Raw genomic sequence first — 21,537 nt, 5'->3', positions numbered from 1 at the left:
CCAGACAGCAATGAAACGGGGTGGGACATCATGGAACGCAAAATTCACTACCAGGATCTACTCGACTATGCTCTTCGGGCCCAGAGTGCCTATTTCCTCTCTGAACTCGGCTGGACCTTGTCTACACAGCTCGGTTGGCATCGGCCACAACGTCATCTCCTGATTCAGGAGGTTCCGGTCTCCGAAGTGAATGTGGTTCTGGAAGTGGACGATGAGCACCGCCGTCAATGGATTGCCGTGCGCGGTTCCAGTAACCTGCGCAATTGGCTGCTCAATTTACGCTACACCCAGCGTCAGTGTCCCCCTCAACGCGATCGCCCTTGGCCCGGATCTCCCCTGGGGAAGAATCATGCCCTGGCCGATCCCTGTGGAAACGTGGATTTGCACCAAGGGTTTCGCCAAGCTGCCACGGAGGTGTTCCATGCCCTGGCGCCCCATTTGCGCGCCAACTATCAAATCCGCCTGACCGGACACAGTCTAGGGGGCGCGATCGCAGCCATTTTGATGCTTTTTCTCGCAGAAAAGGGGTTTTCAGTGGAGCAATGCGTCACCTTTGGTCAGCCTAAAATCACAGATCCCGCTGGAGCCCAGGATCTAGCCGATCGCCCCCTGATTCGGGTGATTCACGATGACGATATTGTGCCCCATCTTCCTCCCACCTCCCCCTTTACCCGATGGCAGGGAGGCTACGCCCATTTTGGTCAAGAAATACTGCTCCACGACAGTGAGCAGGTGGGCAATACCCTTATCCAAACCTGGAAACCACCGATACGGCCTGCTCAGGGATTGTGGGCTTCCCTACAGCGCAGCCTATTTCGCCGGAATATTCGGGAAATCCATGAGCACGTGGAAGACCACAGCTTGCACCATTACATCCACAGCTTGGTCAAAACCCTGGCTGCCCGGCAGCAACTCTCCCCGGCCCAGCGTCCCTTGCTTAAGACCCTGGCCCTTGGCACCGCCCTCCCCTTTTTACCGGAGGAGACGCTGGCTCCAGGTTTTGCCAATGCTTAATGGCTCGAAGGTTTACTCCGTCCTGGGAGATTTCGCCAGCGATCCACTGGTGCTCAAAGCACAGATTTTCATAGGCTATGGCTGTTTCATTGCTGTTTAGGAGGTGACTTTTGCCGACTTTAAAACGGCATACACTCGACGAATTTGAGCAAGATTGTCGTGGGTGGAAGACACCTGCGCCCGATAGCTTGCCAAGGCAACCACGAGGCACCCAAAGGCCCCGAAGGTAAATCCACGCCAGGTAAAGCCCACTTGCGTTAAATAAAAGATCAATCCCACCAGAGAAACCAGCACCAGATTGACCGCCGTGGTTCGGGTCAGGTGTGCCCTTGCCATATTTTGCTGCAGATTTTGGGCAAGATTAGGATGAATTGTGGCAATGTAAATGAGCTGGTCAAAGGGAGTAGATCGTCTTGGCTCGGGGTCAGATTGGCTCAGTTTTTTCAATCGTTGATGGTTAAACAAATTCCCAATGAGGGCCTGCTGAATGATGCCCAGGGGATAGGCAAGACCCAACAGCAACAGGATTAATAGCGGTGTCCAATCCTGCAATAGCGAAAAATTAATCCAGTCATAGCCAAAGCAACTTAAAAACAGCAGCGTCAACCAAAGCAAGGCTTGGAATCCGACAATTAAGCAGTCAGATCGGAGTTCTGAGGTATTCATAGGTCATCGATTTCTGATTATTCTGAGGATCAAGGCTCCAAGGTGCCAGATCAGCCCATGGGTTCTGGCTAATGAATTATAGTTGATGCCCTAGCCCTGACAAGGTTTATTGGAGACGATCGATTGTGCGGTACTGGATGGCTTCGGCAATGTGATTAGACTGAATTTGCCCCTGGCCATCGAGATCGGCGATCGTGCGGGCCACCTTCAGAATCCGGTCCATCGCCCGCGCAGAGAGCCCCAGGCGTTGAATGGCCGCTTCCAGGATCGATCGCGACGCGTCATCAAGTTGACACCACTGCCGCAAATGCCGACTTTGCATCTGACCGTTGCTATACAGATGCTCCTGTTGCGCAAACCGTTGCCGGGCTATTTCGCGCGCGGCCAGAATGCGATCGCGCACGGCCGCCGAGGGTTCACCCTCCCGCTGACGGGTCATCTCTTCCGGCTTCAGCCGGCCTACGGCCACTTGCAGGTCAATGCGATCCATCAGCGGACCTGACAGCCTGGCCCAGTAAGTTTCTCGCTGCCGAGGTGTGCAGGTACAGGCCTGGATAGGGTCAGAAAAATAGCCGCAGGGACAGGGATTTGTGCTGGCTACCAGGGTAAACTGTGCGGGAAATACCACGGTCTGGCGCGTTCGAGAAATCGTGACAAAGCCATCTTCCAGGGGCTGGCGCAGGAAATCCAGCACATCTCGCTTGAACTCCGTTAGTTCGTCCAAAAATAAAACACCCTGATGGGCCAGGGAAATCTCCCCCGGACGGGGATAGCTGCCACCGCCCACCAGGGCAGGACCCGAGGCTGAGTGGTGCGGGCTGCGGAAGGGGCGATCTCGAATCAGGGTGCCTCGCTCCTTGAGTAGTCCGGCCACCGAATGAATCTTGGTCACCTCCAGCGCTTCCTGGAAGCCTAAATCAGGCAAGATACCGGGCAATCGCCGGGCCAGCATGGTCTTGCCACTGCCGGGGGGACCCACAAAAATCAGGTTGTGGCCCCCGGCGGCCGCAATCTCTAAGGCGCGCTTGGCATGGGCCTGCCCCTTTACATCCTTAAGGTCGAGTTTGGCCGGGATGGACTTCGAGTGTTGAAAATAGGATTCCTTTAGCACCAGGGGTTGGACATCCTGAGTGTGGTTGAGAAATTGGCTCACCTCTAGCAGCGTTTCAAATCCATAAACCTCAAGTCCAGCCACGACGGCAGCCTCCGCTGCGTTCGCCTTAGGGACCACCACACCGCCAAACCCAAGCCCCGCTGCTGCTGCGGCAATCGGTAATACCCCACTAATGGGGTGAAGCCGACCATCCAGAGACACTTCTCCTAGGAACAGAAAGCGTTCGAGCGGGTCGGGATTCACTTGATCGGTGGCGGCGAGAATGCCGACGCTAATGGGCAGATCAAAGCTGGGTCCCTCCTTGCGCAGATCGGCGGGCATCAGGTTCACCACAATGCGACGGGCTGGAAAAGCAAATCCCGAATTTCGTAATCCCGCCTTTACCCGTTCCCGAGATTCTTGCACCGCGGTATCGGGAAGTCCAACAATCACTGTTCCAGGAAGCCCGCCGGAAACATCAATCTCAACTCCAACCTTGAGCGCTTCAATGCCAATTAACGCAGCGCTCCACACCCGAGATAACATGGCACCATCCCCAGGAATATCCCTCAAAATGCATCTATTTTGAGTTTTCCATGCCTTTTAAAAAGTCTGGCAAAAATACTGAAATACTTTAGACTGCGGGGGTCCTCATCCGATGACGATCATCCCATGGCGATCATCCCATTGTGGCCCTCCTGTCAGGTCTAGGTCCATCGCCCAGATCCATCGCCCAGATCCATCGCCCAGGTGCAGTGGAGGGGATTGGGGGCGTCCGGGCTCAATTCAAGTCCTGTTGTAGTCCGAAAACTCAGGAGAGGAAATGGATCTAGTAAGCTTAGCAATTCTGGGACTGTGCGGAATTCTGGCTGGGTTTCTAGCCGGGTTCCTGGGCATTGGCGGCGGCACTATTCTCGTTCCGCTGCTGGTGGCCTTGGGCCGATCCCCCATCCAGGCCGTGGGCACCAGTACCCTGGCGATCGCCATCACGGCCCTGTCAGGAACACTGCAAAACTGGCGCATGGGAGTTTTGCAGCCCTGGGCGGTGATGGCCTTGGGGCTGCCAGCTCTGGGCGCAGCTCAGTGTGGGGTCTACTTGGCCGGACTATTTTCAGAGGCCGGGTTGCTGGTGGGCTTTGGTTTGCTCCTGCTGCTGAATCTCTATTTGTTCCAACTCCGCCGCCGGGCGATCGCCAGAGGGTCCAGTAGCCCCCCCCATCGGCCATTGCAGTCCCCCATGCTTGCTCGCATTGGCACAGGGGGCTTGGCCGGATTGCTAGCCGGACTGTTTGGTGTGGGGGGCGGCATCATTTTGGTGCCGCTGCAAATTTTGCTGCTGGGAGACGCCCTCAAGGTGGCCATTCAAACCAGCCTGGGGGTCATCGTCTTAACTGCCCTCTCAGCCTGCATTGGTCATGCTGTCCATGGCAATGTCTTGTTTGCTCCGGGAATCATACTGGGGCTAGGTGGCTGGCTGGGAGCGCAGGTGAGCACCCGCTGGTTGCCCAAATTACCCGATCACCTGGTCGGCCTTGCCTTTCGCAGCCTGCTGGTGCTGCTGGCAATTTACACCTTCTGGCAAGCGTTTCGGCTGGCCACTGGCTGACCACCACGCCATGATCTGAGAGGGAGGGGGAACCAGGGTTCTCGAAGCCATTAATCCGCGGGGGGGGCCGCCGACTCCAGCCCGCTCATCCAGCCTCAGCCGGTTCTGGCGGGCTGGGACATTGGTCGGGGGGCCGAGTAACTGAGTGATCGCGCCGGGGTCAGGTCTGACTCCTTGAAGGTGGCGGATCTGGAACGATGCTAGGGAGATACCCGTTCTGCTCAGCCTTGGCCCCAAAGAGCGCAGGATCGATAGGCTCGACCTGGCCTCGATTTGGCCTTGACTTGACCTCGAAGGAAATCTAGAAAAAAACGCCCGCAAGGGAAGGGAGGAAAGCGGTGAAGTTCTTATTGAAGATCCTGATTCTGGGCATACTCGGCTGCCTCCTGATGGCGGCCCCAGTCCAGGCCACGGTTCATGTTTATCCTGAATCCTCGACCCAGGTCATGGTGCGATCGCGACGGTCGGTTCAAGATGATCAACAGCAAGCATGGCAAGCCATTGTGTTTAAGCGCCTGCGATCTGACCAGACGGCAGAAATGTATTTGCGCTTGATTGCCTTTCCAGGTGCCTTTGATTTAACGCATCCCCAGGCTCTCCGCCTCCGAGACCAGCAGCAGGAATGGATCCTACCCGATGTTACGGCCCAGGACCCACAGCTTAATCCAGTGTCCTCGGAGGTGGGACAGTATGACCTGGCGCCAGTGATGCGATCCCTCGATCGGCCGACTCGATTGAATATTGAGGTGGCCGGAAGCCAAGGGCGACGCTGGTTGAGGGTCCCTCAGTCCGTGGTGCGGGAGTGGTGGGACATCAAACAGTGGACCCCCCCGTTGCCCTAGCCCAGATCTGAATCGTGACCGTGGGGCTCAGGCCCGTTGCGGTAAAAATGTGCGCCGCTTCAGGGAAGATTGCTGTGGCCCCCTAAATGGCCTGACCTGGCTTTGGGCCTACCCGAAGTGGTTGGAGGTGTGGTTGGGTGGGGGCAAAGTGTTGCCACTGCTCCTGGCGGCTGCAGACGGGTAGCGAAGCAATAAAAATCATCAAGTTTTGGCCGCTACACGCTGATCTAACCTTGTCGCGGCCCTCATAATGTTGAACAGGGGTCGGTGTCCCCATGGCAGCGGCTGGCCCGCGATCCCATAATTCGTGCCTCGTTAATCCGTAACTTGTTGTAAGTTGGAGTTCAATCCATGGCGATTACGCAAGCTAACTTTATCACCTATGGAGACTTGGGCCTGCCAGAACCGGCCCATCCTACGCCGGATCAATCCCCGGTCAAGCAGCACATCACCGCAGCCCAGGCCATGCACGTGTATGGGTCTAAGTTGACTGAGGCGGAACTGCTGGATTTAAACCGGTGCTGCGACACCTACGACATTACCACCCCCCAACGCATTCGCCATTTTCTTGCCCAAACGGCCCATGAATCCGGAGGACTGCGCTGGTTGGAAGAAATTGCCAGTGGGGAAGCCTATGAGGGGCGCACCGATCTGGGGAATACCCAGCCCGGCGATGGACCTAAGTTTAAAGGAGCGGGTGTCATTCAGCTCACGGGGCGAGCGAACTATCAAAGGCTGGCGCAGGCGGTCAAGGATCCCGAGGTGATGGAGCAGGGATGCCCCTACGTGGCAAAAACCTATCCCTTTACCAGTGCTGGAGTTTGGTGGTCTGCCAATCAAATGAACGCCCTGTGCGATCGCCCTGAGGTGAGCGTCAAGGAGGTTACCAAGCGGGTTAACGGGGGATATAACGGCCTCGAAGACCGGATTCACTATTACGAAAAGGCCCGCGAGGTCATCCGGTAGTACACTAGACAGCGAGAACTTCCCCCGATTGGCCGTGGGGCTGAAAGGGGGGCGGGAGTTAGCAAATCTATGGCGCATCAATCCCCTCTGAAAACCCTGTCCATCGACATTGGGGGCAGCGGCATTAAGGGCATGATTTTAGACCCTGAGGGTCAACCCGTTAGCGATCGCCAGCGGGTGGAAACTCCGCGACCCGCCGAACCCGATCCCGTCATCGACGCCATTGGCACGATTGCTCAAGGTCTGGGGAACTTTGACCGAGTCTCGGTGGGTTTTCCGGGGGTTGTGATGGCGGGCGTGGTCCATACGGCTGTCAATCTTAGTCCGCGTTGGAAAGGCCTTGACCTGGCCACTCGCCTGCAGGATCAGCTTGGGCAGCCGACGCGAGTGGCCAACGATGCCGATATTCAAGGCTATGGCGTGATTGAAGGGGAAGGGGTCGAACTGGTTGTGACCCTGGGCACAGGCTTTGGGTCAGCCCTGTTTGTGGATGGCAAACTGGTGCCAAACCTGGAAATTCCTCACCATCCCTTCATCAAAAAGAAAACCTACGAGCAGTGTTTAGGCCGCCAAGCCCTAAAAAAAGACGGAAAGCAGACCTGGAACCGCAACCTGGCCCGAGCGATCGCCACCCTGGAGCATACCTTCAACTACCGTCAGCTCTACATTGGCGGCGGAGAAAGCAAGCGCATCACCCTCGACCTCCCGAAGAATGTGCAAATTGTTTCGAATCGAGCGGGTATCTTGGGTGGCATTAAGCTCTGGGACTCCTGAGGGTAAGGGGTTCTCAATAAGCTCCCCCCTTGAATGCTAGTCAGAGCTATAACAGACTATTATCTTTGACCTCTACGGAACCTTTTATACTGAGAACTTCGGGATGATTTGCACGCGACTGCCTGGACGGACTTCAATCTAGCGAAGACTCCCTTGCAGCGCTCCCCACGGTTGGTCTAGAAGCTGCATGATGCAGGATGAGACGGTCGCCAAATTGGGGTCTCGGAACGCAAACCTGTACAAAAGGATGACACCCATGACTATTGACGTTGGCACATTCCCCATTGATCTAAGCGCCTATAAATCCGTCCGGCTCGACCCGTCCAATCCAGTGTTGAGCGACGAACAGCGCGAAGCTCTGAAATTTAATATTCAGCTTTGCCGAGATGCCATTGTCTTTTTTACGGCCACCGGTGCGGCCCGAGGGGTGGGAGGACATACGGGGGGCCCCTACGATACGGTTCCAGAGGTGATGATCCTCGATGCCCTCTTCCACAGCCAACCGGATCAGTTCGTGCCCATCTTTTTCGATGAAGCGGGACATCGGGTAGGCACCCAGTACCTGATGGCCGCCCTGGCGGGGGATCTTCCCGCTGATCAGCTCATGAAATACCGGGAGGCCCACTCCACCCTGCCCGGACACCCGGAACTGGGGCTTACCCCAGGGGTCAAGTTTAGCTCAGGCCGACTGGGGCACATGTGGCCCTACGTCAACGGGGTCGCCCTGGCCCATCCTGGCAAGACCGTTTTCTGCCTGGGATCGGACGGATCTCAGCAAGAGGGGAACGATGCGGAAGCCGCTCGCCTGGCGGTGGCTCAATATCTCAATGTCAAGCTGATTATTGATGATAATGATGTCACCATTGCGGGACATCCCTCCCAATATTTAGCGGGCTTCAGCGTCAAGCAGACTCTGGAGGGCCATGGCCTGAAAGTGCTAGAAAACGACGGCGAAGATCTAGATGCTCTCTACGCCAATATCTGTGAAGCCATCAATAGCCCCGGCCCTGTGGCGGTGATTAACAAGCGTCCCATGTGCCCTGGAATTGAGGGACTGGAAGGATCGAACCACGGCCATGACGTTATCTCGGTCAAGGCGGCCATTCACTATCTAGAACAGCGAGGTCACAACCAGGCGGCGGAAATCCTTAAAAATACCAAGGCCCCCCAGCATGACTATCAATATTTAGGATCCTCGGACAAGCTTGGGTCTAACCGGAATGTCTTTGGTCAGGCGGTGGTGACGATCCTGGACCGCATGGAGGAGCGCGATCGCAAGGATCACGTTCTGGTGGTAGACAGTGACCTGGAAGGATCTTGCGGGCTGCAGCATATCCGTCAGGCCCATCCCGAGGTCTTTATTAGCGGGGGGATTCAAGAGCGGGGGAACCTCTCGGCAGCGGCAGGATTTGGGATGGATCCGGGCAAGCAGGGCATTTTTGCTACCTTCAGCGCCTTTCTAGAAATGTGTATCTCGGAGATCACCATGGCGCGGCTGAATCGATCCAACTTGCTCTGCCACTTTTCCCATGCGGGCATTGATGATATGGCCGACAACACCTGTCACTTTGGCATCAACAATATGTTTGCCGATAACGGTCTAGATGATGGCTACGAAACTCGGCTTTACTTCCCCGCCGATGCCAATCAAATGACGGCCTGTGTGAATTCGGTCTTCCGCGATCCAGGACTCCGGTTTATTTTCTCCACCCGATCCAAGGTGCCCATGATCTTAGATGAATCCGGTAAGGAGCTGTTTGGAGACGGCTATCAATTTCAGCCCGGTCAAGATGATCTGGTGCGAGAAGGAACGGCAGGCTACATCGTGGCCTTTGGGGACGCACTATACCGGGCCCTAGACGCGGTGGAGCGTTTGAAACAGGAGGGTCTGGACGTAGGGCTAATCAACAAATCCACCCTGAACGTGGTGGACGAGAACACCCTCCAGAAAATTGGGAAATCGGGCTTTGTGCTGGTGGTGGAGCCCTTCAACCGCCGCACTGGGTTGGGCAGTCGTTTTGGATCTTGGCTGCTGGAACGGGGGCTTTCGCCCAAGTTTGCCTACCTGGGCACCCACGAGGAAGGCTGTGGCGGTTTGTGGGAACAGTATCCCCACCAGGGCATTGGGCCAGCGGGGATCATGGCGAAGGTTAAGGAGCTAGCCAGCTAGCCCCACCGCCGATTTCGTCTTCAAAAAGCCGCTCTCCAAGGGCGGCTTTTTAAGGGGACCAGGATTAACCCACTAGATGCTAGATTTAAGATTCTAAATTGGACAGCTTCTCGCCATAGCCTGCAACCGCCAGTGCCGCAATGACAAAATCCAGCAAGGCAGATCCCAGGAGGCCGACCACCGCCTGCACATCCCAATACTTTTCGGTGTAAATGTACAGTCCAATATTGGCAACCCCAAACAGGGTCCAGGTGACCCAGCTGACAGAAGCGGCACTACGGTTGCGCAGAATTTCCCGGATCTGAATCACCGTGGCCAGAGGGATGATGACCGCCGGTAACCAGCCAAACACGTTAATCCAAGCATCACTCATGGGCAAGGCACCAAGGACAGCTAGTCAGCGGTATTGCTGACCCTTCTTCCTATGGTGCGACGCGGTGCCCTGTTCGACAAGGGGGGAATGGAAATGAGAGCCTAGGCGCTCTTGGGATACTCGCTTTCCTGGTGGCGGCGAAGCTGCTTGAGGGTGACCTCGGCTTGCTGATTGGACACCTGAGTCAGCTCTCGGATCCAGAAGATCATTTCTTCGCTTTGGTTAACGCTATTGCAGAGTCTGGTCATGGTTTAATCCCCAAACAAACCACAGGATAAAAGTTGGCAGTTGTGCTTCAGTCCCAAGGCCCAAAGGGTGGACCAGGCTTCACTATGCCATGACTGCAGCGGGGAATGAGGTAGCGTAAACAACAAATCGCCGCCCTAGTCTCCCTAAGCTGGGGCAACTCAACCCGCCGCCGCTGAGGTCGGGGAAGGTCAGGGGCAATCTTCGCGGCGATGCAGCCTGATGTTTATGGCCTGATTTTATATAGCCTGATGCGATAAAGCCTGATCCTATGCGAGCTAAGGCCATGTAGCCTCAATTCCAGGCTTGGGGGCTAATCAGGGGGAGAGGGGGTCCCTGCAATGAGGTCGCGCAGGTCTGCTTCTGTTAATTGAGGGACCCCCAGGGCGATCGCCTTGTCGAGCTTAGATCCAGCATCCGCCCCCACCAGCAGATAATCTGTTTTTGGGCTCAGGGATCCGGTGACTTTGCCCCCTGCAGCCTCAATGACCGCCTTCGCTTCACTGCGCTTGAGGGTGGGCAAGGTTCCGGTCAGCACCAGGGTCTTGCCAGCCAGGGGTTGCAGAGACTGCACCGAAGACTCGGGGGCGGCCTCTAGCTGCAGACCTTGCGCCTCCAGTTGCTGAACCAGCCCTTGATTGCGGGGATTCTCAAACCAGGTCAGCACCGATTGGGCAATTTCATCTCCAATCCCGTGGATGCCGCGAATTTCATCGAGCCGGGCCGCCTTCAGGGCATGGGCGGAGGGAAAGGCTTGACTGAGGATCTTGGCATTGACGCTGCCCACATGGCGAATGCCTAGACCGTAGAGCACCCGTGACCAGGGCCGATCCTTGGAGGCTTGGATGGCCTGCAAAATATTGCTGGCGGATTTTTTTCCCATGCGTTCCAAGCTCAGCAGGTCTTCCAGGGTGAGGCCATACAGATCGGCAATGGATGTCACCAGGCCATGGGTCAGCCATTGATCAATGATCCTTTCACCCACGCCATCAATGTCCAGCGCCTCTCGACTCACCCAGTGCATTAGGGTGCCCTTTAAGATAGCGGGACAGGTGGAGTTCACGCAGCGGGTCACCGCTTCCCCCAGGGGCTGGATCACGGGCTGGCCACAGACGGGGCAGTGGGTGGGCATCTCAACCTTTTGCGCCTGGGGCGATCGCAGATCGGGCAGTACGCGTACCACCTCAGGAATAATTTCTCCGGCTTTGCGCACCACCACCGTATCGCCCAGATGGAGGTTCAGATCTTGCAGGCGATCGCGGTTGTGCAGGGAGGCGCGGGCGACGGTCGTTCCGGCTAACTGCACCGGGTCCAGTTCTGCAACGGGGGTTAAGGCGCCCGTGCGTCCCACTTGAAACAACACCTGTTGGACCACGGTGGCTGCCTCCTCCGGCGCATATTTCCAGGCGATGGCCCAGCGGGGAAACCGCTGGGTAAAGCCCAGGCGATCTTGACGGGCCATAGAATCGAGTTTAATCACGACCCCATCGGTCATGTAGGGCAGATCGTGGCGCCGCTGGTCCCAGATTTGGTAGTAGTCTTTGACCTCAGCCAAGGAGGCACAGCGGCAACGATGGGGATTGACTCGAAATCCCATTTGGTTCAGCCGTTCCAGGCTTTCCCATTGGCTTTGGGGCAGGGGGCAGTCCGGGGTGCCATTGGATAAATGGAGGGTATAGGCAAAAAAATCTAGCTGGCGCTGGGCAACCACCCGCGCGTCCAGCTGGCGCAGGGTCCCGGCGGCGGCATTGCGCGGATTTGCAAAGGGATCTTCCTCCGCCTGGGCGCGATCGCGGTTAATTTGTGCAAACACATCCAGGGCAATAAAGGCCTCCCCGCGAACTTCAACCCAATCCGGCGGATGGGTAAGATTCAGGCGCAGCGGAATTGAGCGAATGGTTTTGACATTTGGAGTAATCTCTTCGCCGCGCACCCCATCGCCGCGGGTCACGCCCCGGATCAAGATTCCTCGCTCATAGGTTAGCGCCAGAGCGGATCCATCGATTTTTAGTTCGGCGACGTAGTGGGCGGCGGCGGCGGAATCGTCTAGCCGCCGCCAGCGATCCTCCCAGTCAGTGAGATCCTGCAGGGTGAAGGCGTTGTCCAGACTGTAGAGGGGAATGCGGTGCTCAACAGCGCGGAACCCCGCCGCTGGTTGCTCACCCACCCGCTGGGTGGGACTGGTGGGGGTCACCCATTCTGGATATTGCTGCTCAAGGGCCACCAGTTCCCGGTAGAGCTGGTCATAGACCGCGTCCTCCATGATGGGCTGATCCTGGGCATAGTAAGCGTAGCTGGCCTGGGTCAGAAGCTGCTGCAGTTCCTGAATTCGCTCCTGAGCATGGGACGCGGCAATAGAATCAATCCGATGGGAAGTCATGGGCTCAGCGCGGTCTGCAAAGTCAGTCATCTTGATTATTCTAAGGCGATCGCACCTCCCTGGTCCCGATGCCGGGCGATCGCTGATCCTGGGCGATCGCCCAGGATCAGTGGAGGATGCTAGACTCCAGCCTCCCCCCCGCTATTTTCTCCAGAATCAGCTGCGCCACGACCTGGGGCTTTTCCAAATGAGGCACATGGCCACAGTTCTCAATCCAAACCAGGTCACAATCAGGAATCGCAGCGGCCATCGTCTCGGTATCCTTTGTGCCTAAAATGCGATCCTGCCTGCCCCACAGCAGCAGCGTGGGCTGGGTAATCTGCGGGATTTTCTCGCGAAATGAACCATAGCCCTGGTTGCGGGTAAAGGAAATCAGCCCCTCCCGCCAGCCTGGTGCCTTTAAATGCAGTGCCGCACAGGTTTGGGCATCCTGGCTGGCCAAGGTGCGATCGCAATAGGCTCGCTCGCTAATTTTTTGGCGCACTCGGGGATTGGCCAGAAAGGAGGTGGCTAAATATCCCAGGGGAGGGATTAACAACCGTCCCTGAGACCCGCCGGATTGCCAGCCCGCCGGATCCAGGAGCACCAGCTGCTGCACCCGGTCCGGATAGCTCAGGGCAAAGTCCATGGCAGCGGCCCCCCCCATGGAAGCGCCCACTAGAATCATCGGGGCCTGGATTTGGGATTGCCAGAATCCATCGAGATGGGCCTGAATTGTCCCCGGAGAGATGGGCCATCCCCGCGGACGATCCGTAAAGCCAAAACCCAGCATATCCAGGGCATAGCAGGAGTGATCCTGAAGCTGGGGCAGCAAACGCCGAAACTCCAGCACCGAGCTGTCAAAGCCATGCAAAAGCACAATGGGAGCCGTTTTTTTTGCGGTCTGCTGGAGGCAGGTGGTGTTGATCACCTGCGCCGGGAGATCTAGACCGGGGGGGGCTTGAGTCGGGATGGGAACCGTTTGTAACTGTCTGAGCACATTCAGGGAAGTCGGTTCTGTCAGTCCAGCGGTCTCTAGCACTATCCCATTCACGGGGGATAGAGAAGGGTGATCCGTCATGGGGCCTCCTGCACATTGCCGCGTCCGGGAAACTTCGGCGGTGCTGCCAGGGTATAAATTTCTGACTCTTGGGCGATCGCATCGCGCACATGCTTGGGCGTCTGCATTAACCCCAACAGGGAATCCCCATCCAGGTAGCGCAGGCCGCCGGTGGTCTGCTCCGCCAAGATACGGTTCGTCTCTGAAGGATTGGGATAGTAGGGAAACTCGGTATTCGAGGCCAGAATGTAGGAGAGCTGAAGCCCATAGCTGGGGGCTTGCCCCATGCAAGATCGCGTATAGGGAAACACCGACTGCAGGGTTTTGGCCAGGCGCGCATGGATGGGTAAATCGCTGGGAATAATGGACCCGGACTGGACCGTCAAGAGCCCACGGGGACTGAGAATTTTTTGAATCTGCTGGTAATGCTCTTGGGTAAACAGGGGATAGGCAGGTCCCTGTTCAATGGGATCGGTGAGGTCGGAAATGACCGCATCCCATTTCTCCTGCGTGGTTGCAATGAAATTTTGCGCATCGTCAATAATCAGCTCAACGCGGGGATCGTCAAAGGCATTTTGGTGCATCTCCGGGAGCAACTCGCGACAGGCCTGGACCACTTCGCCATCAATATCCACCATTACCACCCGTTCAATGCTTTTCCAGCGCAGCACTTCCCGAATAGAGGCCCCTTCCGCGCCCCCCAGAATCAAGACTTTTTGAGGCCTCTGATGCAGAATCAGCGCCGGATGCACAATGCCCTCGTGATAGATAAATTCATCCTTGGTCGAGGACTGCCATTTCCCATCGAGCATCAGTCCCTTGCCATAGGAACCCGATTCAATAATGTACAGCTCCTGATAGGGGGTTTTCCGATAGGCCAGAATTGCGCTGGCGCCGTGGGAATAAATATCGTAGGGGGTAAGGACTTCGTTTAGCCAAAGATCGGCCTCAAGGTTGGCACCGGGCATGGCGATTCACTGCATACTAAGGACAGCCTTAAATTTTATCGCATTCTGAACGGTTGCACGGGGGACCCGCTTTCCTTCGCGGTCCCAGGGATTTCCACAGCAGCGCGGGAGTCAAGAGTGCCCATGGAGATCGGGCCAGATGCACTACCTCAATGAAGGCTTCGTGCATTTGCGGGTCCCAGGTGGAGGACTCAAAGGCGCGATCAAAGTAGGCCTGCAGGATCTGGACGGGTTTGCCGGGACGGCGTCCCTGGGTTTCCGGCCAGCGGAAATCCTCTCCTGTGGCCATCAGCCAGGGAGCCTGGAGAACGCTGGCCAGCTGGCGCTGGAAGCGCCGAGAAAAGCTGGGATGCTGAACATCCTGGGGCGATGGCAGGGCCTGCATGGCCCTGGATAGGACCATGGCTCCCAGGGCAGCGGCGGTCATGCCCTGGCCATAGACCGGATTGAAGCAGCACACCGAATCTCCCAAGGTCACTAATCCTCCGGGAAAGGATCGCAGGTCTTCGTAGTGACGCCACTGGTTTTCAGTGCGGCGATAGCAGGTAATGGGCGTCAGGGGGTCAGAGTCCTGGATAATCTCATAGATATCCGGAGCGCGCAGGCTGTGAGCAAAGGCTAGAAAGCCCGCTTCCTCTGCGGGTGGATGGTCCCCCCCAATGCCCGAGAGGGTTACCAGGATGCGCTGGTGCTCGATGGGATAAACCACGCCCCCGCGCTTGGAAACCCCCGGCTTTGCCGTGAGAATCACCGCCGAGTCCTGGGGCGGGCGATGGCTTCGGTACCAGCGGCTGGCATAGCCCAGAAAGGAATTGACCCTTGTCTGCCGGGGGGCCGGATAGCCTAGGGTTTTGAGCCACTGGGGCAGCTTCGAATGACGGCCCGTGGCATCTACCACCAGGGTGGCGGGCATCCATTCTCTCGCAGCGGGCGCGCCGGCGTCTGAGCGCTGGGAAAATTCAACCCCGGCGATGGCGCGGGGATTGTGCGACTGGATCCGGAGTCCCTGGGCGGTGCAACCAGATCGCAGGTGAAAGTTTTCGTAGGCCAATAGACGCTGGCGAAGCGTTGCCTCTAGCAGTGGGCGGCTACAGCACACCCCCATCAGGTCCGACTCATGCTGTTCCAGCCAGCCCCACAAACTCAGTAGGCGCCAATCTTGCATCCAGTCTAGCTGGTGTCCTCCGGCCTGCAGTAGTTCCTGCCTCAGTCCTGGAAACAGGGTTTCTAAAATATGCTGGCCCTTGATCAGCAATGCATGAACATGCTGGGCTTGGGGCACTCCAGGCCGCATCCCGGAGTCCAGGGATCCGCGATCGCGCTCCAGGAGGGTGACGTGATCACAGAACTCCACCAGAACCCGTGCAGCCAGAAGTCCTGCAATGCTTCCCCCCAGGACAACAGCTGTGCATGGGGCTGGTCCCGATCGCGCCGGAATATGCATGATCTTGCCTCGTGGAAAGGAGTTAGAAGCACTCTCTCAATTCTAGGAGCTAACTGGGGTCCAGGGGAGGGCTGCAATTCCCCGCTGCCTCCCTTTCAAGCGGCCCGTCAAAATAAAAAATATCGTTGGGCCATGGGCAACACCTGGGCCGGTTCACAGGTGAGCAGCTCACCGTCGGCCCTGACCTCATAGGTTTCTGGATCCACCTCCATCTGGGGCATGGCCTGGTTCAGCTTTAGATCCTGTTTCCCAATGGTGCGGGTGCCGGACACCGCCACCGCTTGCTTCTGAAAGCTCTCCCCCACACCCAACTCCAGGGCTGCCTGGGAGATAAAGGTAAGAGACGTCGCGGCGATCGCCCCCCCAAAGCTGGCAAACATCGGCCGCATGTGTACCGGCTGGGGTGTGGGAATACTGGCGTTGGCATCCCCCATTTGGGCCATCACAATCATGCCGCCCTTGATGACCATCTGGGGCTTGACGCCAAAAAAGGCCGGATGCCAGAGGCAAAGGTCCGCCAGCTTTCCCACCTCAACCGAACCCACCTCCTGGGCAATTCCGTGGGTAATCGCTGGGTTAATCGTGTATTTTGCCACATAGCGCTTGGCTCGAAAATTATCGTTGCGGCTGTTCCTTTCCGCAGGGCTTTTTGCCATCCCCGGCGGCGAAAGATGCCCTCGCTGCCTCTTCATCTTGTGGGCTGTTTGCCAGGTGCGCACAATCACCTCCCCCACGCGCCCCATGGCTTGGGAATCCGAGGCAATCATGCTAAAGGCTCCCAGGTCATGCAGGATATCTTCGGCGGCAATGGTCTCTCGCCGGATTCGCGACTCAGCAAAGGAAACATCCTCTGGAATGTTCGGATCCAGATGATGACAGACCATGAGCATGTCAAGATGCTCATCCAGGGTATTCATTGTGTAGGGACGGGTGGGGTTGGTGGAGGAGGGCAACACATTGGCCAGCCCGCAAACCTTGATAATGTCAGGAGCATGTCCGCCTCCGGCCCCTTCTGTGTGATAGGTATGAATGGCCCGATCTCTAAAGGCTCGGATGGTATCTTCCACAAATCCTGCTTCATTGAGGGTATCGGTGTGAATGGCCACCTGAATATCAGAGTCCTCCGCCACCGATAGGCAGGTGTCAATGGCCGCAGGGGTGGTTCCCCAGTCCTCGTGCAGCTTGAGGCCCATGGCTCCCGCCTGGATCTGCTCGATTAAGCTTTGGGGCTGACTACTGTTGCCCTTGCCCAGAAAGCCCAGATTAATGGGAAACCCATCGGCGGCTTCCAGCATCCTGGAGAGATACCAGGGTCCCGGGGTGCAGGTGGTGGCATTGGTGCCTGCTGCAGGTCCGGTGCCGCCCCCAATCATGGTGGTCACCCCCGAGGCCAGGGCCACCTCAATCTGCTGGGGACAGATAAAGTGAATATGGGAATCGATGCCTCCGGCGGTGAGAATCATTCCCTCCCCAGCAATTGCCTCGGTTCCGGGGCCAATGATGATATTGACGTTGTCCTGGGTATGGGGATTCCCTGCCTTGCCAATGGCGGCGATTCTGCCGTTGAGAAGCCCGATGTCGGCCTTGATGATGCCCCACCAGTCCAAGATGAGTGCATTGGTGATCACCGTATCCACGGCGCCGTCTGCCTGGGCAATGGGCGACTGGCCCATGCCGTCCCGGATTACTTTGCCGCCGCCAAACTTGACCTCATCGCCGTAGGTGGTCAGATCCTGCTCCACTTCAATAACCAGGTCCGTATCCGCCAAACGGACGCGATCGCCCACTGTGGGGCCGTAGGTTTCGGCATAGGCCCGGCGGTCCATGGGATAGCTCATGCGTCTAAGGCTCCGTTCACGTGGCCATTGAAACCGTACACCTCTCGACTTCCAGCCAGGGCCACCAAGGGCACTGTCCGCTGGTCCCCAGGTTCAAACCGAATCGCAGTTCCTGCCGGAATATCCAGACGCATGCCCCTGGCCGCCTCGCGGTCAAACTGGAGGGCTGCATTCACTTCAGCAAAGTGAAAATGAGATCCCACTTGAATGGGGCGATCGCCGGTGTTCGCCACCTCCACCTCCGCCGTAGCACGGCCAGCATTCAAATGAATCTGGCCCGGCTCAATCCACATCTGTCCCGGAATCATGGGCACAACTCCCGCAAAACTGCCGGTATTTTAGCGGTTAATATCCAGCCTGGAGCATTCCTTAACCAAACTCTTTAATTGGCCTGAATGGTCCCACGGGGACATGCCCCAGACACAACGCCCGAATGATTCAGAGGACGTCGTACCCGAGGACCTCACTAACAGGCGATCGCCCATGCTTTATTTCTGACATCAGGATGCTCAATAAACTCCAGTGGGAGAGTCTGAAAATCCTCAAAAAACGCCTTGGATTCCTTGATGGTGAGGATAAACCTGTGGACTTTTTCCTTTGTCGCACAAGTTAAGCTTCACGCTCGCTCTAAGGTTGTTATGTGAGACTTTTCAGGATTTGCGGCACAGAGCTGGTCAAACTGAGCATCGCTGAGTGTCGCTATGGGTTATAGATCAAGGGTAACGGCAGTCATCGCAATCTTTTCAGGAGATCCAAGAGCGCTCCAGAATTGTCCCTCTAGGAAGGCATTAGCCGAACTGTATCAGCTCCGTTGGCAAGTCACAGAGGTCAATCTGAAGCATATTAAAACCATCCTTAAGATGGAAATGACAGGGAAAACACCCGAGATGGTTCGCAAAGAGATCTCGGTAGTTGAAATGTTGAAATTGCGTCATCTGATACAGTGAATTTTTCTTGAACTGTAAGAATACACAAGATTTTGAGAGAAAATCTCGGCAAAAACGACAGGGAAATTATAAACCTGGACCCTTGAAGGCGATGGAAAAAGAGCCATTGGGATCCCCACTGACTGTACGGTTCTCCAAGTCAATAACCCAGCAACTGAAGGCGATGGAGGATCGAGCCGCATTTATTCGAGAAGCAGTCGCTGAACAGTTGGCAAAGGAGATGGGTGAATGGAGCGCATGGAGCTTAGAAGAACTGAACGCGATCGCCAAAGACGTGGGGTCCTAGGCGGCGGAGTCCTTGGATTTAGAGAGTTTTGAAGCGTTTCATTAAGGCTGGACGATTACCGTAAGTTGCTTTGAGGGCTTCAAATCGTTTGTTAAACTTTGGCAAAGAATTTTGGGATTCGGCCAGATCCTTTAAGTCTTTAAGCAGAATTGTGGCTTCGTCATAGGGTCTCGCTTGCTTTAGTTCAATTAGCGCTGAAATTTGCCTCCAGAGGTCTTCCTCTTTAGATACTAACGCTTTAAGGTACTGAGTGCGTTTCCGTTTAGCAATAGTTGCTTGCTTTTGCTGGCGTTGAGTTTTGAGCTGCTGTGCGATCGCCTCGATTTCAGAAAAGCCTCGCAGACCTGGCTTCCCCTCTAAGTTTGAGACTGGTTTTCCGGCTAACTCCTGCAATCGACTGAGCAATTCCAAATCAACATGAGGTTCTCGATGGAGAAGTTTGAGTAGAAACTGATCTTTTTCCGCATTCGATAATTGGGTTAAGTAGCGGTCTAGATTGGGTTTGGCTTTTACTTTCTGTTGCTCACTGATTTGGGCTGCAGCATCGACCCAATCGGGATCCAGTTCGACCCACTCAATAAAAGCCTTAAGTGCAGGGGATAGCTGACCCAGATTCGGCGGCACCGGAGGCTCAATCAGGTCTTCTTCAATATGATCTGTAAGGGTGGGAGCAATGCGCAGCCAAGCTAAGTACAGCAGGCGGCGATCGCCGGTCATCAATTCTTCCCGCAGGGAGATCAGACGTGAAAGCCACCCTTCTCCCTCGGCCCAGCCGCCATATTCCTCTTGATGAATATTGATATTCAAAATGAGAGACTTCGCCGATGTTGAAACGGTGATAAAATCTGGGATTTCATAAGGCTCAAACCATTGCGAATCGACAGCAGTCCTGGGAAATCGGAAGATTAATTGCCAGGTGCCCCAATTGGCGACGTAAAACATTGCGTCAAAATACTGGGTTAGGATGCTTTCTGGGTCACCGCGAAAGTCACCATAGTGATAGACAAAAACGGCTTGACTGGCGTTAACTTGAGCGCGACTTGACAGCCGCTTAAGTTCGGCTTGCTCCTTAGTCGTCAACAAACGATCCACCGTTTGAAATTCATAGTATTGGTACTCGCTCATAGCTTCCTCTAACGATTAAAGTCATCCATAATGTCTAGAGCTGACCACTTTATAATAAACATCGCTAGCGGTCTGGGCATGGTCTCCAGTCGCGCTGACAGAGGGATTAGCTGAACAGGTGGAAGCCATCGGGCCGGTTCGCTACATCGTCTCGTCAAACAAAATTCATTATCTTTTCCTGTAGGAGTGGGCTAGCCCCTGGCCGGATGCACATCTCTATAGAAAGGATTTCAGCTTTAGCATGGGATCCTGGTCCATGCTTACTTAAGGGCCGATATCGGCGATTTGGTCCGGGTTCAGGAGTTGATGTGAGGAAACAGCTTGACTCAAGAATGGGCTCCAAAATTTTGCTTTGGAACAAGATAACCTAAATCAAGGGGACGAGTGGTATATTCTTGTGCAGAAACCACCTTAGGCACGACGACCACCGTGAACGACGATTGGTACCAGAAGGAGCAATTGCACTTTGCCGCTCAGAGCGGCGACTTGGCGCGTGTCGAGCACCTTGTCAAGGCCGGCCTTGATGTCGACGCATTTGATGAAATCGGTAAGACGCCACTTCACTATGCAGCGGAGAAGGAGCACTTCAAGGTCGCAAGGTATCTCTTAGCCCATGGAGCAAACGCCAACGCTTACCACGAGCAGACAATTAGCAACACGCCCCTTGGGGACATTGCAGCAAGGTGTTCGTTACAAATGGCGCAGTTGCTAGTTGATGCAGGCGCGGATCCAACAATTAGGGGGTGGATGGGCCTGACTGCATTGCATCGTGCAAAGGAACGAAAGAAAGAGGAAGGTCAGCGCGTCTATGAGCTTCTTGCGCGTATCTCAATGCATCATGCCTAACGCCACGCAGGCGCCTTGCGGTGCCCGCGCCCGTGGACTTCGGTTGAGGGTGCATGAGTGAGTAGCTCTAAGGCACAAGCTCTCGCCTATGCTCTGGAGATCGGTGCTGCAGGTATCGATGAAGCTCAAGCATGGGCAGACTCCGAAATTCTGCCAAGATTCGTCGCAGTGCTCCAACCATAGCCGATAGGCTTGGTTGGGGTGTAGGTTGCAGGACGTGCGGAGCAGCGACGAGCGACCGAAGGGATCAATCATTCAATCTCTGCTTGTTGCTGGATGTTGTGAATTCCATTTAGTCCGCTGAACCGAGTCCGGAAAGTCTGCACCCACAGGCCTGGCCGCAGTGGGGTCAAAAGCAGCGAGCTCGAACTGCCGCGCTTGGATATATTTGGGACAGTTGCCAAAGGTTTGGTTGACTTGAACTTCAAAGCCGTCGGGCGCGATCGCATCATGCAGGCGGCGTCCACCTTGTTTTATCAAAAGGGCGTGCAAAACGTCGGCATTGACCGCATTATCGCCGAGTTGGGTGTGGCAAAAATGTCGTTGTACAACCACTTCAAATCCAAAGACGCCCTGATTGCCGCCTGGCTGCAGCAGCGCGACCACAACTGGCGTGACTGGTTTCAGCATAGGGTAGAAGCGTTGGCAACGGCCCCTCAAGAACGCCTCCTCGCCATGTTCGACGCCCTCCAAAAATGGTTCTCTCAGCCTGACTTTTGCGGCTGTGCCTTCATCAACTCTGCAGTTGAGCTGGTTGACCCTGAACATCCCTGATCCTAATTTAGTTTGTGTTTCTTCATAAACGGCCTCCCCCTTTACTCTTCTCCTATCCTAGAAGTAGACATTATGGAGGATTCGTACGATGGCTCAACGAAAGCAACGGGGCACTCCTGGCGATAAAACCATCTGTCTAC

Annotated in this window: 20 protein-coding genes; 9 read left to right on the top strand and 11 right to left on the bottom strand. The window is 55.9% G+C overall.

The genetic code is table 11. From position 1 onward, the window contains the following. Positions 1–30: 30 nt before the first annotated feature. A complete protein-coding gene (locus tag QQ91_RS06965) occupies positions 31–1,014 on the top strand; it encodes a lipase family protein (RefSeq protein ID WP_166281426.1) in 984 nt (327 codons plus the stop codon). 96 nt (positions 1,015–1,110) lie between these two features. On the opposite strand, the gene QQ91_RS06960 is transcribed toward QQ91_RS06965, so the two are convergent. Beyond that, entirely contained in the window at positions 1,111–1,680 is a 570-nt protein-coding gene (locus QQ91_RS06960) for a hypothetical protein (RefSeq protein ID WP_166281424.1), read from the bottom strand. A gap of 106 nt (positions 1,681–1,786) precedes the next feature. Next, entirely contained in the window at positions 1,787–3,319 is a 1,533-nt protein-coding gene (locus QQ91_RS06955) for a YifB family Mg chelatase-like AAA ATPase (RefSeq protein ID WP_166281422.1), read from the bottom strand. Between the two features lie 277 nt (positions 3,320–3,596). Between QQ91_RS06955 and QQ91_RS06950 the strand changes: the two genes are divergently transcribed. The 5 genes from QQ91_RS06950 to QQ91_RS06930 all read left to right on the top strand — a co-directional run bounded on the left by QQ91_RS06950 (position 3,597) and on the right by QQ91_RS06930 (position 9,131). Then, a complete protein-coding gene (locus QQ91_RS06950) occupies positions 3,597–4,379 on the top strand; it encodes a sulfite exporter TauE/SafE family protein (protein ID WP_166281420.1) in 783 nt (260 codons plus the stop codon). A gap of 338 nt (positions 4,380–4,717) precedes the next feature. After that, positions 4,718–5,221, top strand: a complete 504-nt coding sequence (locus tag QQ91_RS06945; protein WP_166281418.1) for a DUF3122 domain-containing protein — start codon at positions 4,718–4,720, stop codon at positions 5,219–5,221. Between the two features lie 351 nt (positions 5,222–5,572). After that, positions 5,573–6,187: a glycoside hydrolase family 19 protein gene (locus QQ91_RS06940; RefSeq protein WP_166281416.1), complete on the top strand. Its 615-nt coding sequence runs from the start codon at positions 5,573–5,575 to the stop codon at positions 6,185–6,187. A gap of 69 nt (positions 6,188–6,256) precedes the next feature. Continuing rightward, on the top strand, positions 6,257–6,961 hold the full coding sequence (locus QQ91_RS06935; protein ID WP_166281414.1) for an ROK family protein: 705 nt from the start codon (positions 6,257–6,259) through the stop codon (positions 6,959–6,961). Positions 6,962–7,217: 256 nt separating this feature from the next. After that, the gene (locus QQ91_RS06930; protein WP_166281412.1) at positions 7,218–9,131 is read left to right on the top strand and encodes a thiamine pyrophosphate-binding protein; all 1,914 of its coding nucleotides are present in this window, start codon (positions 7,218–7,220) and stop codon (positions 9,129–9,131) included. 85 nt (positions 9,132–9,216) lie between these two features. On the opposite strand, the gene QQ91_RS06925 is transcribed toward QQ91_RS06930, so the two are convergent. The 8 genes from QQ91_RS06925 to QQ91_RS06890 form a co-directional block, all read right to left on the bottom strand. After that, positions 9,217–9,504: a hypothetical protein gene (locus tag QQ91_RS06925; RefSeq protein ID WP_166281410.1), complete on the bottom strand. Its 288-nt coding sequence runs from the start codon at positions 9,502–9,504 to the stop codon at positions 9,217–9,219. 101 nt (positions 9,505–9,605) lie between these two features. Continuing rightward, on the bottom strand, positions 9,606–9,752 hold the full coding sequence (locus tag QQ91_RS06920) for a hypothetical protein (protein ID WP_166281408.1): 147 nt from the start codon (positions 9,750–9,752) through the stop codon (positions 9,606–9,608). A gap of 311 nt (positions 9,753–10,063) precedes the next feature. After that, entirely contained in the window at positions 10,064–12,130 is a 2,067-nt protein-coding gene (ligA, locus tag QQ91_RS06915) for an NAD-dependent DNA ligase LigA (RefSeq protein WP_201277377.1), read from the bottom strand. A gap of 106 nt (positions 12,131–12,236) precedes the next feature. Then, positions 12,237–13,190, bottom strand: a complete 954-nt coding sequence (locus QQ91_RS06910) for an alpha/beta hydrolase (protein WP_166281406.1) — start codon at positions 13,188–13,190, stop codon at positions 12,237–12,239. Further along, entirely contained in the window at positions 13,187–14,137 is a 951-nt protein-coding gene (locus tag QQ91_RS06905) for a spermine/spermidine synthase domain-containing protein (RefSeq protein WP_166281404.1), read from the bottom strand. Before QQ91_RS06905 ends, QQ91_RS06910 begins: the two co-directional genes overlap by 4 nt. Before the next feature lie 28 nt (positions 14,138–14,165). Next, on the bottom strand, positions 14,166–15,581 hold the full coding sequence (locus QQ91_RS06900) for an FAD-dependent oxidoreductase (protein ID WP_166281402.1): 1,416 nt from the start codon (positions 15,579–15,581) through the stop codon (positions 14,166–14,168). A gap of 107 nt (positions 15,582–15,688) precedes the next feature. After that, complete coding sequence (gene ureC / locus QQ91_RS06895; RefSeq protein WP_166281400.1) at positions 15,689–17,419, bottom strand: urease subunit alpha; 1,731 nt, start codon at positions 17,417–17,419, stop codon at positions 15,689–15,691. After that, on the bottom strand, positions 17,416–17,727 hold the full coding sequence (locus QQ91_RS06890; RefSeq protein ID WP_166281398.1) for an urease subunit beta: 312 nt from the start codon (positions 17,725–17,727) through the stop codon (positions 17,416–17,418). The genes ureC and QQ91_RS06890 overlap by 4 nt, the downstream gene beginning before the upstream one ends. Before the next feature lie 730 nt (positions 17,728–18,457). On the opposite strand from QQ91_RS06890, the gene QQ91_RS06885 reads away from it, so the two are divergent. Continuing rightward, on the top strand, positions 18,458–18,652 hold the full coding sequence (locus tag QQ91_RS06885) for a hypothetical protein (protein WP_201277374.1): 195 nt from the start codon (positions 18,458–18,460) through the stop codon (positions 18,650–18,652). A gap of 18 nt (positions 18,653–18,670) precedes the next feature. Here QQ91_RS06885 and QQ91_RS06880 read toward each other — a convergent pair whose 3' ends face one another. Next, positions 18,671–19,777 (bottom strand): hypothetical protein, encoded by a 1,107-nt coding sequence (locus tag QQ91_RS06880; RefSeq protein WP_166281394.1) that lies wholly within the window; start codon positions 19,775–19,777, stop codon positions 18,671–18,673. 429 nt (positions 19,778–20,206) lie between these two features. Here QQ91_RS06880 and QQ91_RS06875 point away from each other — a divergent pair, with 429 nt between their 5' ends. Then, positions 20,207–20,623 (top strand): ankyrin repeat domain-containing protein, encoded by a 417-nt coding sequence (locus QQ91_RS06875; RefSeq protein WP_166281392.1) that lies wholly within the window; start codon positions 20,207–20,209, stop codon positions 20,621–20,623. A 378-nt stretch (positions 20,624–21,001) separates the two neighbouring features. Then, positions 21,002–21,397, top strand: coding sequence for a TetR/AcrR family transcriptional regulator (locus QQ91_RS06870; RefSeq protein WP_250833281.1), 396 nt, complete (start codon positions 21,002–21,004; stop codon positions 21,395–21,397). The last annotated feature ends 140 nt before the right edge of the window (positions 21,398–21,537 follow it).

It is taken from the genome of Lyngbya confervoides BDU141951, assembly GCF_000817775.3.
GTDB classification, from domain to species: Bacteria; Cyanobacteriota; Cyanobacteriia; order Thermosynechococcales; family Thermosynechococcaceae; genus Lyngbya; species Lyngbya confervoides.
The sequence above is the reverse complement of the archived record's forward strand: the minus strand, read 5'-3'. Positions and strand labels throughout refer to the sequence as shown.

What these genes read in the sequence shown, in the direction of transcription:
- QQ91_RS06900 (WP_166281402.1), bottom strand. Translation starts at nt 15,581, where the DNA reads ATGCATATTCCGGCGCGATCGGGACCAGCCCCATGCACAGCTGTTGTC.
- QQ91_RS06885 (WP_201277374.1), top strand. Translation starts at nt 18,458, where the DNA reads ATGGAAAAAGAGCCATTGGGATCCCCACTGACTGTACGGTTCTCCAAG.
- QQ91_RS06950 (WP_166281420.1), top strand. Translation starts at nt 3,597, where the DNA reads ATGGATCTAGTAAGCTTAGCAATTCTGGGACTGTGCGGAATTCTGGCT.
- QQ91_RS06920 (WP_166281408.1), bottom strand. Translation starts at nt 9,752, where the DNA reads ATGACCAGACTCTGCAATAGCGTTAACCAAAGCGAAGAAATGATCTTC.
- QQ91_RS06925 (WP_166281410.1), bottom strand. Translation starts at nt 9,504, where the DNA reads ATGAGTGATGCTTGGATTAACGTGTTTGGCTGGTTACCGGCGGTCATC.
- QQ91_RS06960 (WP_166281424.1), bottom strand. Translation starts at nt 1,680, where the DNA reads ATGAATACCTCAGAACTCCGATCTGACTGCTTAATTGTCGGATTCCAA.
- QQ91_RS06905 (WP_166281404.1), bottom strand. Translation starts at nt 14,137, where the DNA reads ATGCCCGGTGCCAACCTTGAGGCCGATCTTTGGCTAAACGAAGTCCTT.
- QQ91_RS06930 (WP_166281412.1), top strand. Translation starts at nt 7,218, where the DNA reads ATGACTATTGACGTTGGCACATTCCCCATTGATCTAAGCGCCTATAAA.
- ligA (WP_201277377.1), bottom strand. Translation starts at nt 12,130, where the DNA reads ATGACTTCCCATCGGATTGATTCTATTGCCGCGTCCCATGCTCAGGAG.
- ureC (WP_166281400.1), bottom strand. Translation starts at nt 17,419, where the DNA reads ATGAGCTATCCCATGGACCGCCGGGCCTATGCCGAAACCTACGGCCCC.
- QQ91_RS06955 (WP_166281422.1), bottom strand. Translation starts at nt 3,319, where the DNA reads ATGTTATCTCGGGTGTGGAGCGCTGCGTTAATTGGCATTGAAGCGCTC.
- QQ91_RS06910 (WP_166281406.1), bottom strand. Translation starts at nt 13,190, where the DNA reads ATGACGGATCACCCTTCTCTATCCCCCGTGAATGGGATAGTGCTAGAG.
- QQ91_RS06935 (WP_166281414.1), top strand. Translation starts at nt 6,257, where the DNA reads ATGGCGCATCAATCCCCTCTGAAAACCCTGTCCATCGACATTGGGGGC.
- QQ91_RS06880 (WP_166281394.1), bottom strand. Translation starts at nt 19,777, where the DNA reads ATGAGCGAGTACCAATACTATGAATTTCAAACGGTGGATCGTTTGTTG.
- QQ91_RS06890 (WP_166281398.1), bottom strand. Translation starts at nt 17,727, where the DNA reads ATGATTCCGGGACAGATGTGGATTGAGCCGGGCCAGATTCATTTGAAT.
- QQ91_RS06965 (WP_166281426.1), top strand. Translation starts at nt 31, where the DNA reads ATGGAACGCAAAATTCACTACCAGGATCTACTCGACTATGCTCTTCGG.
- QQ91_RS06940 (WP_166281416.1), top strand. Translation starts at nt 5,573, where the DNA reads ATGGCGATTACGCAAGCTAACTTTATCACCTATGGAGACTTGGGCCTG.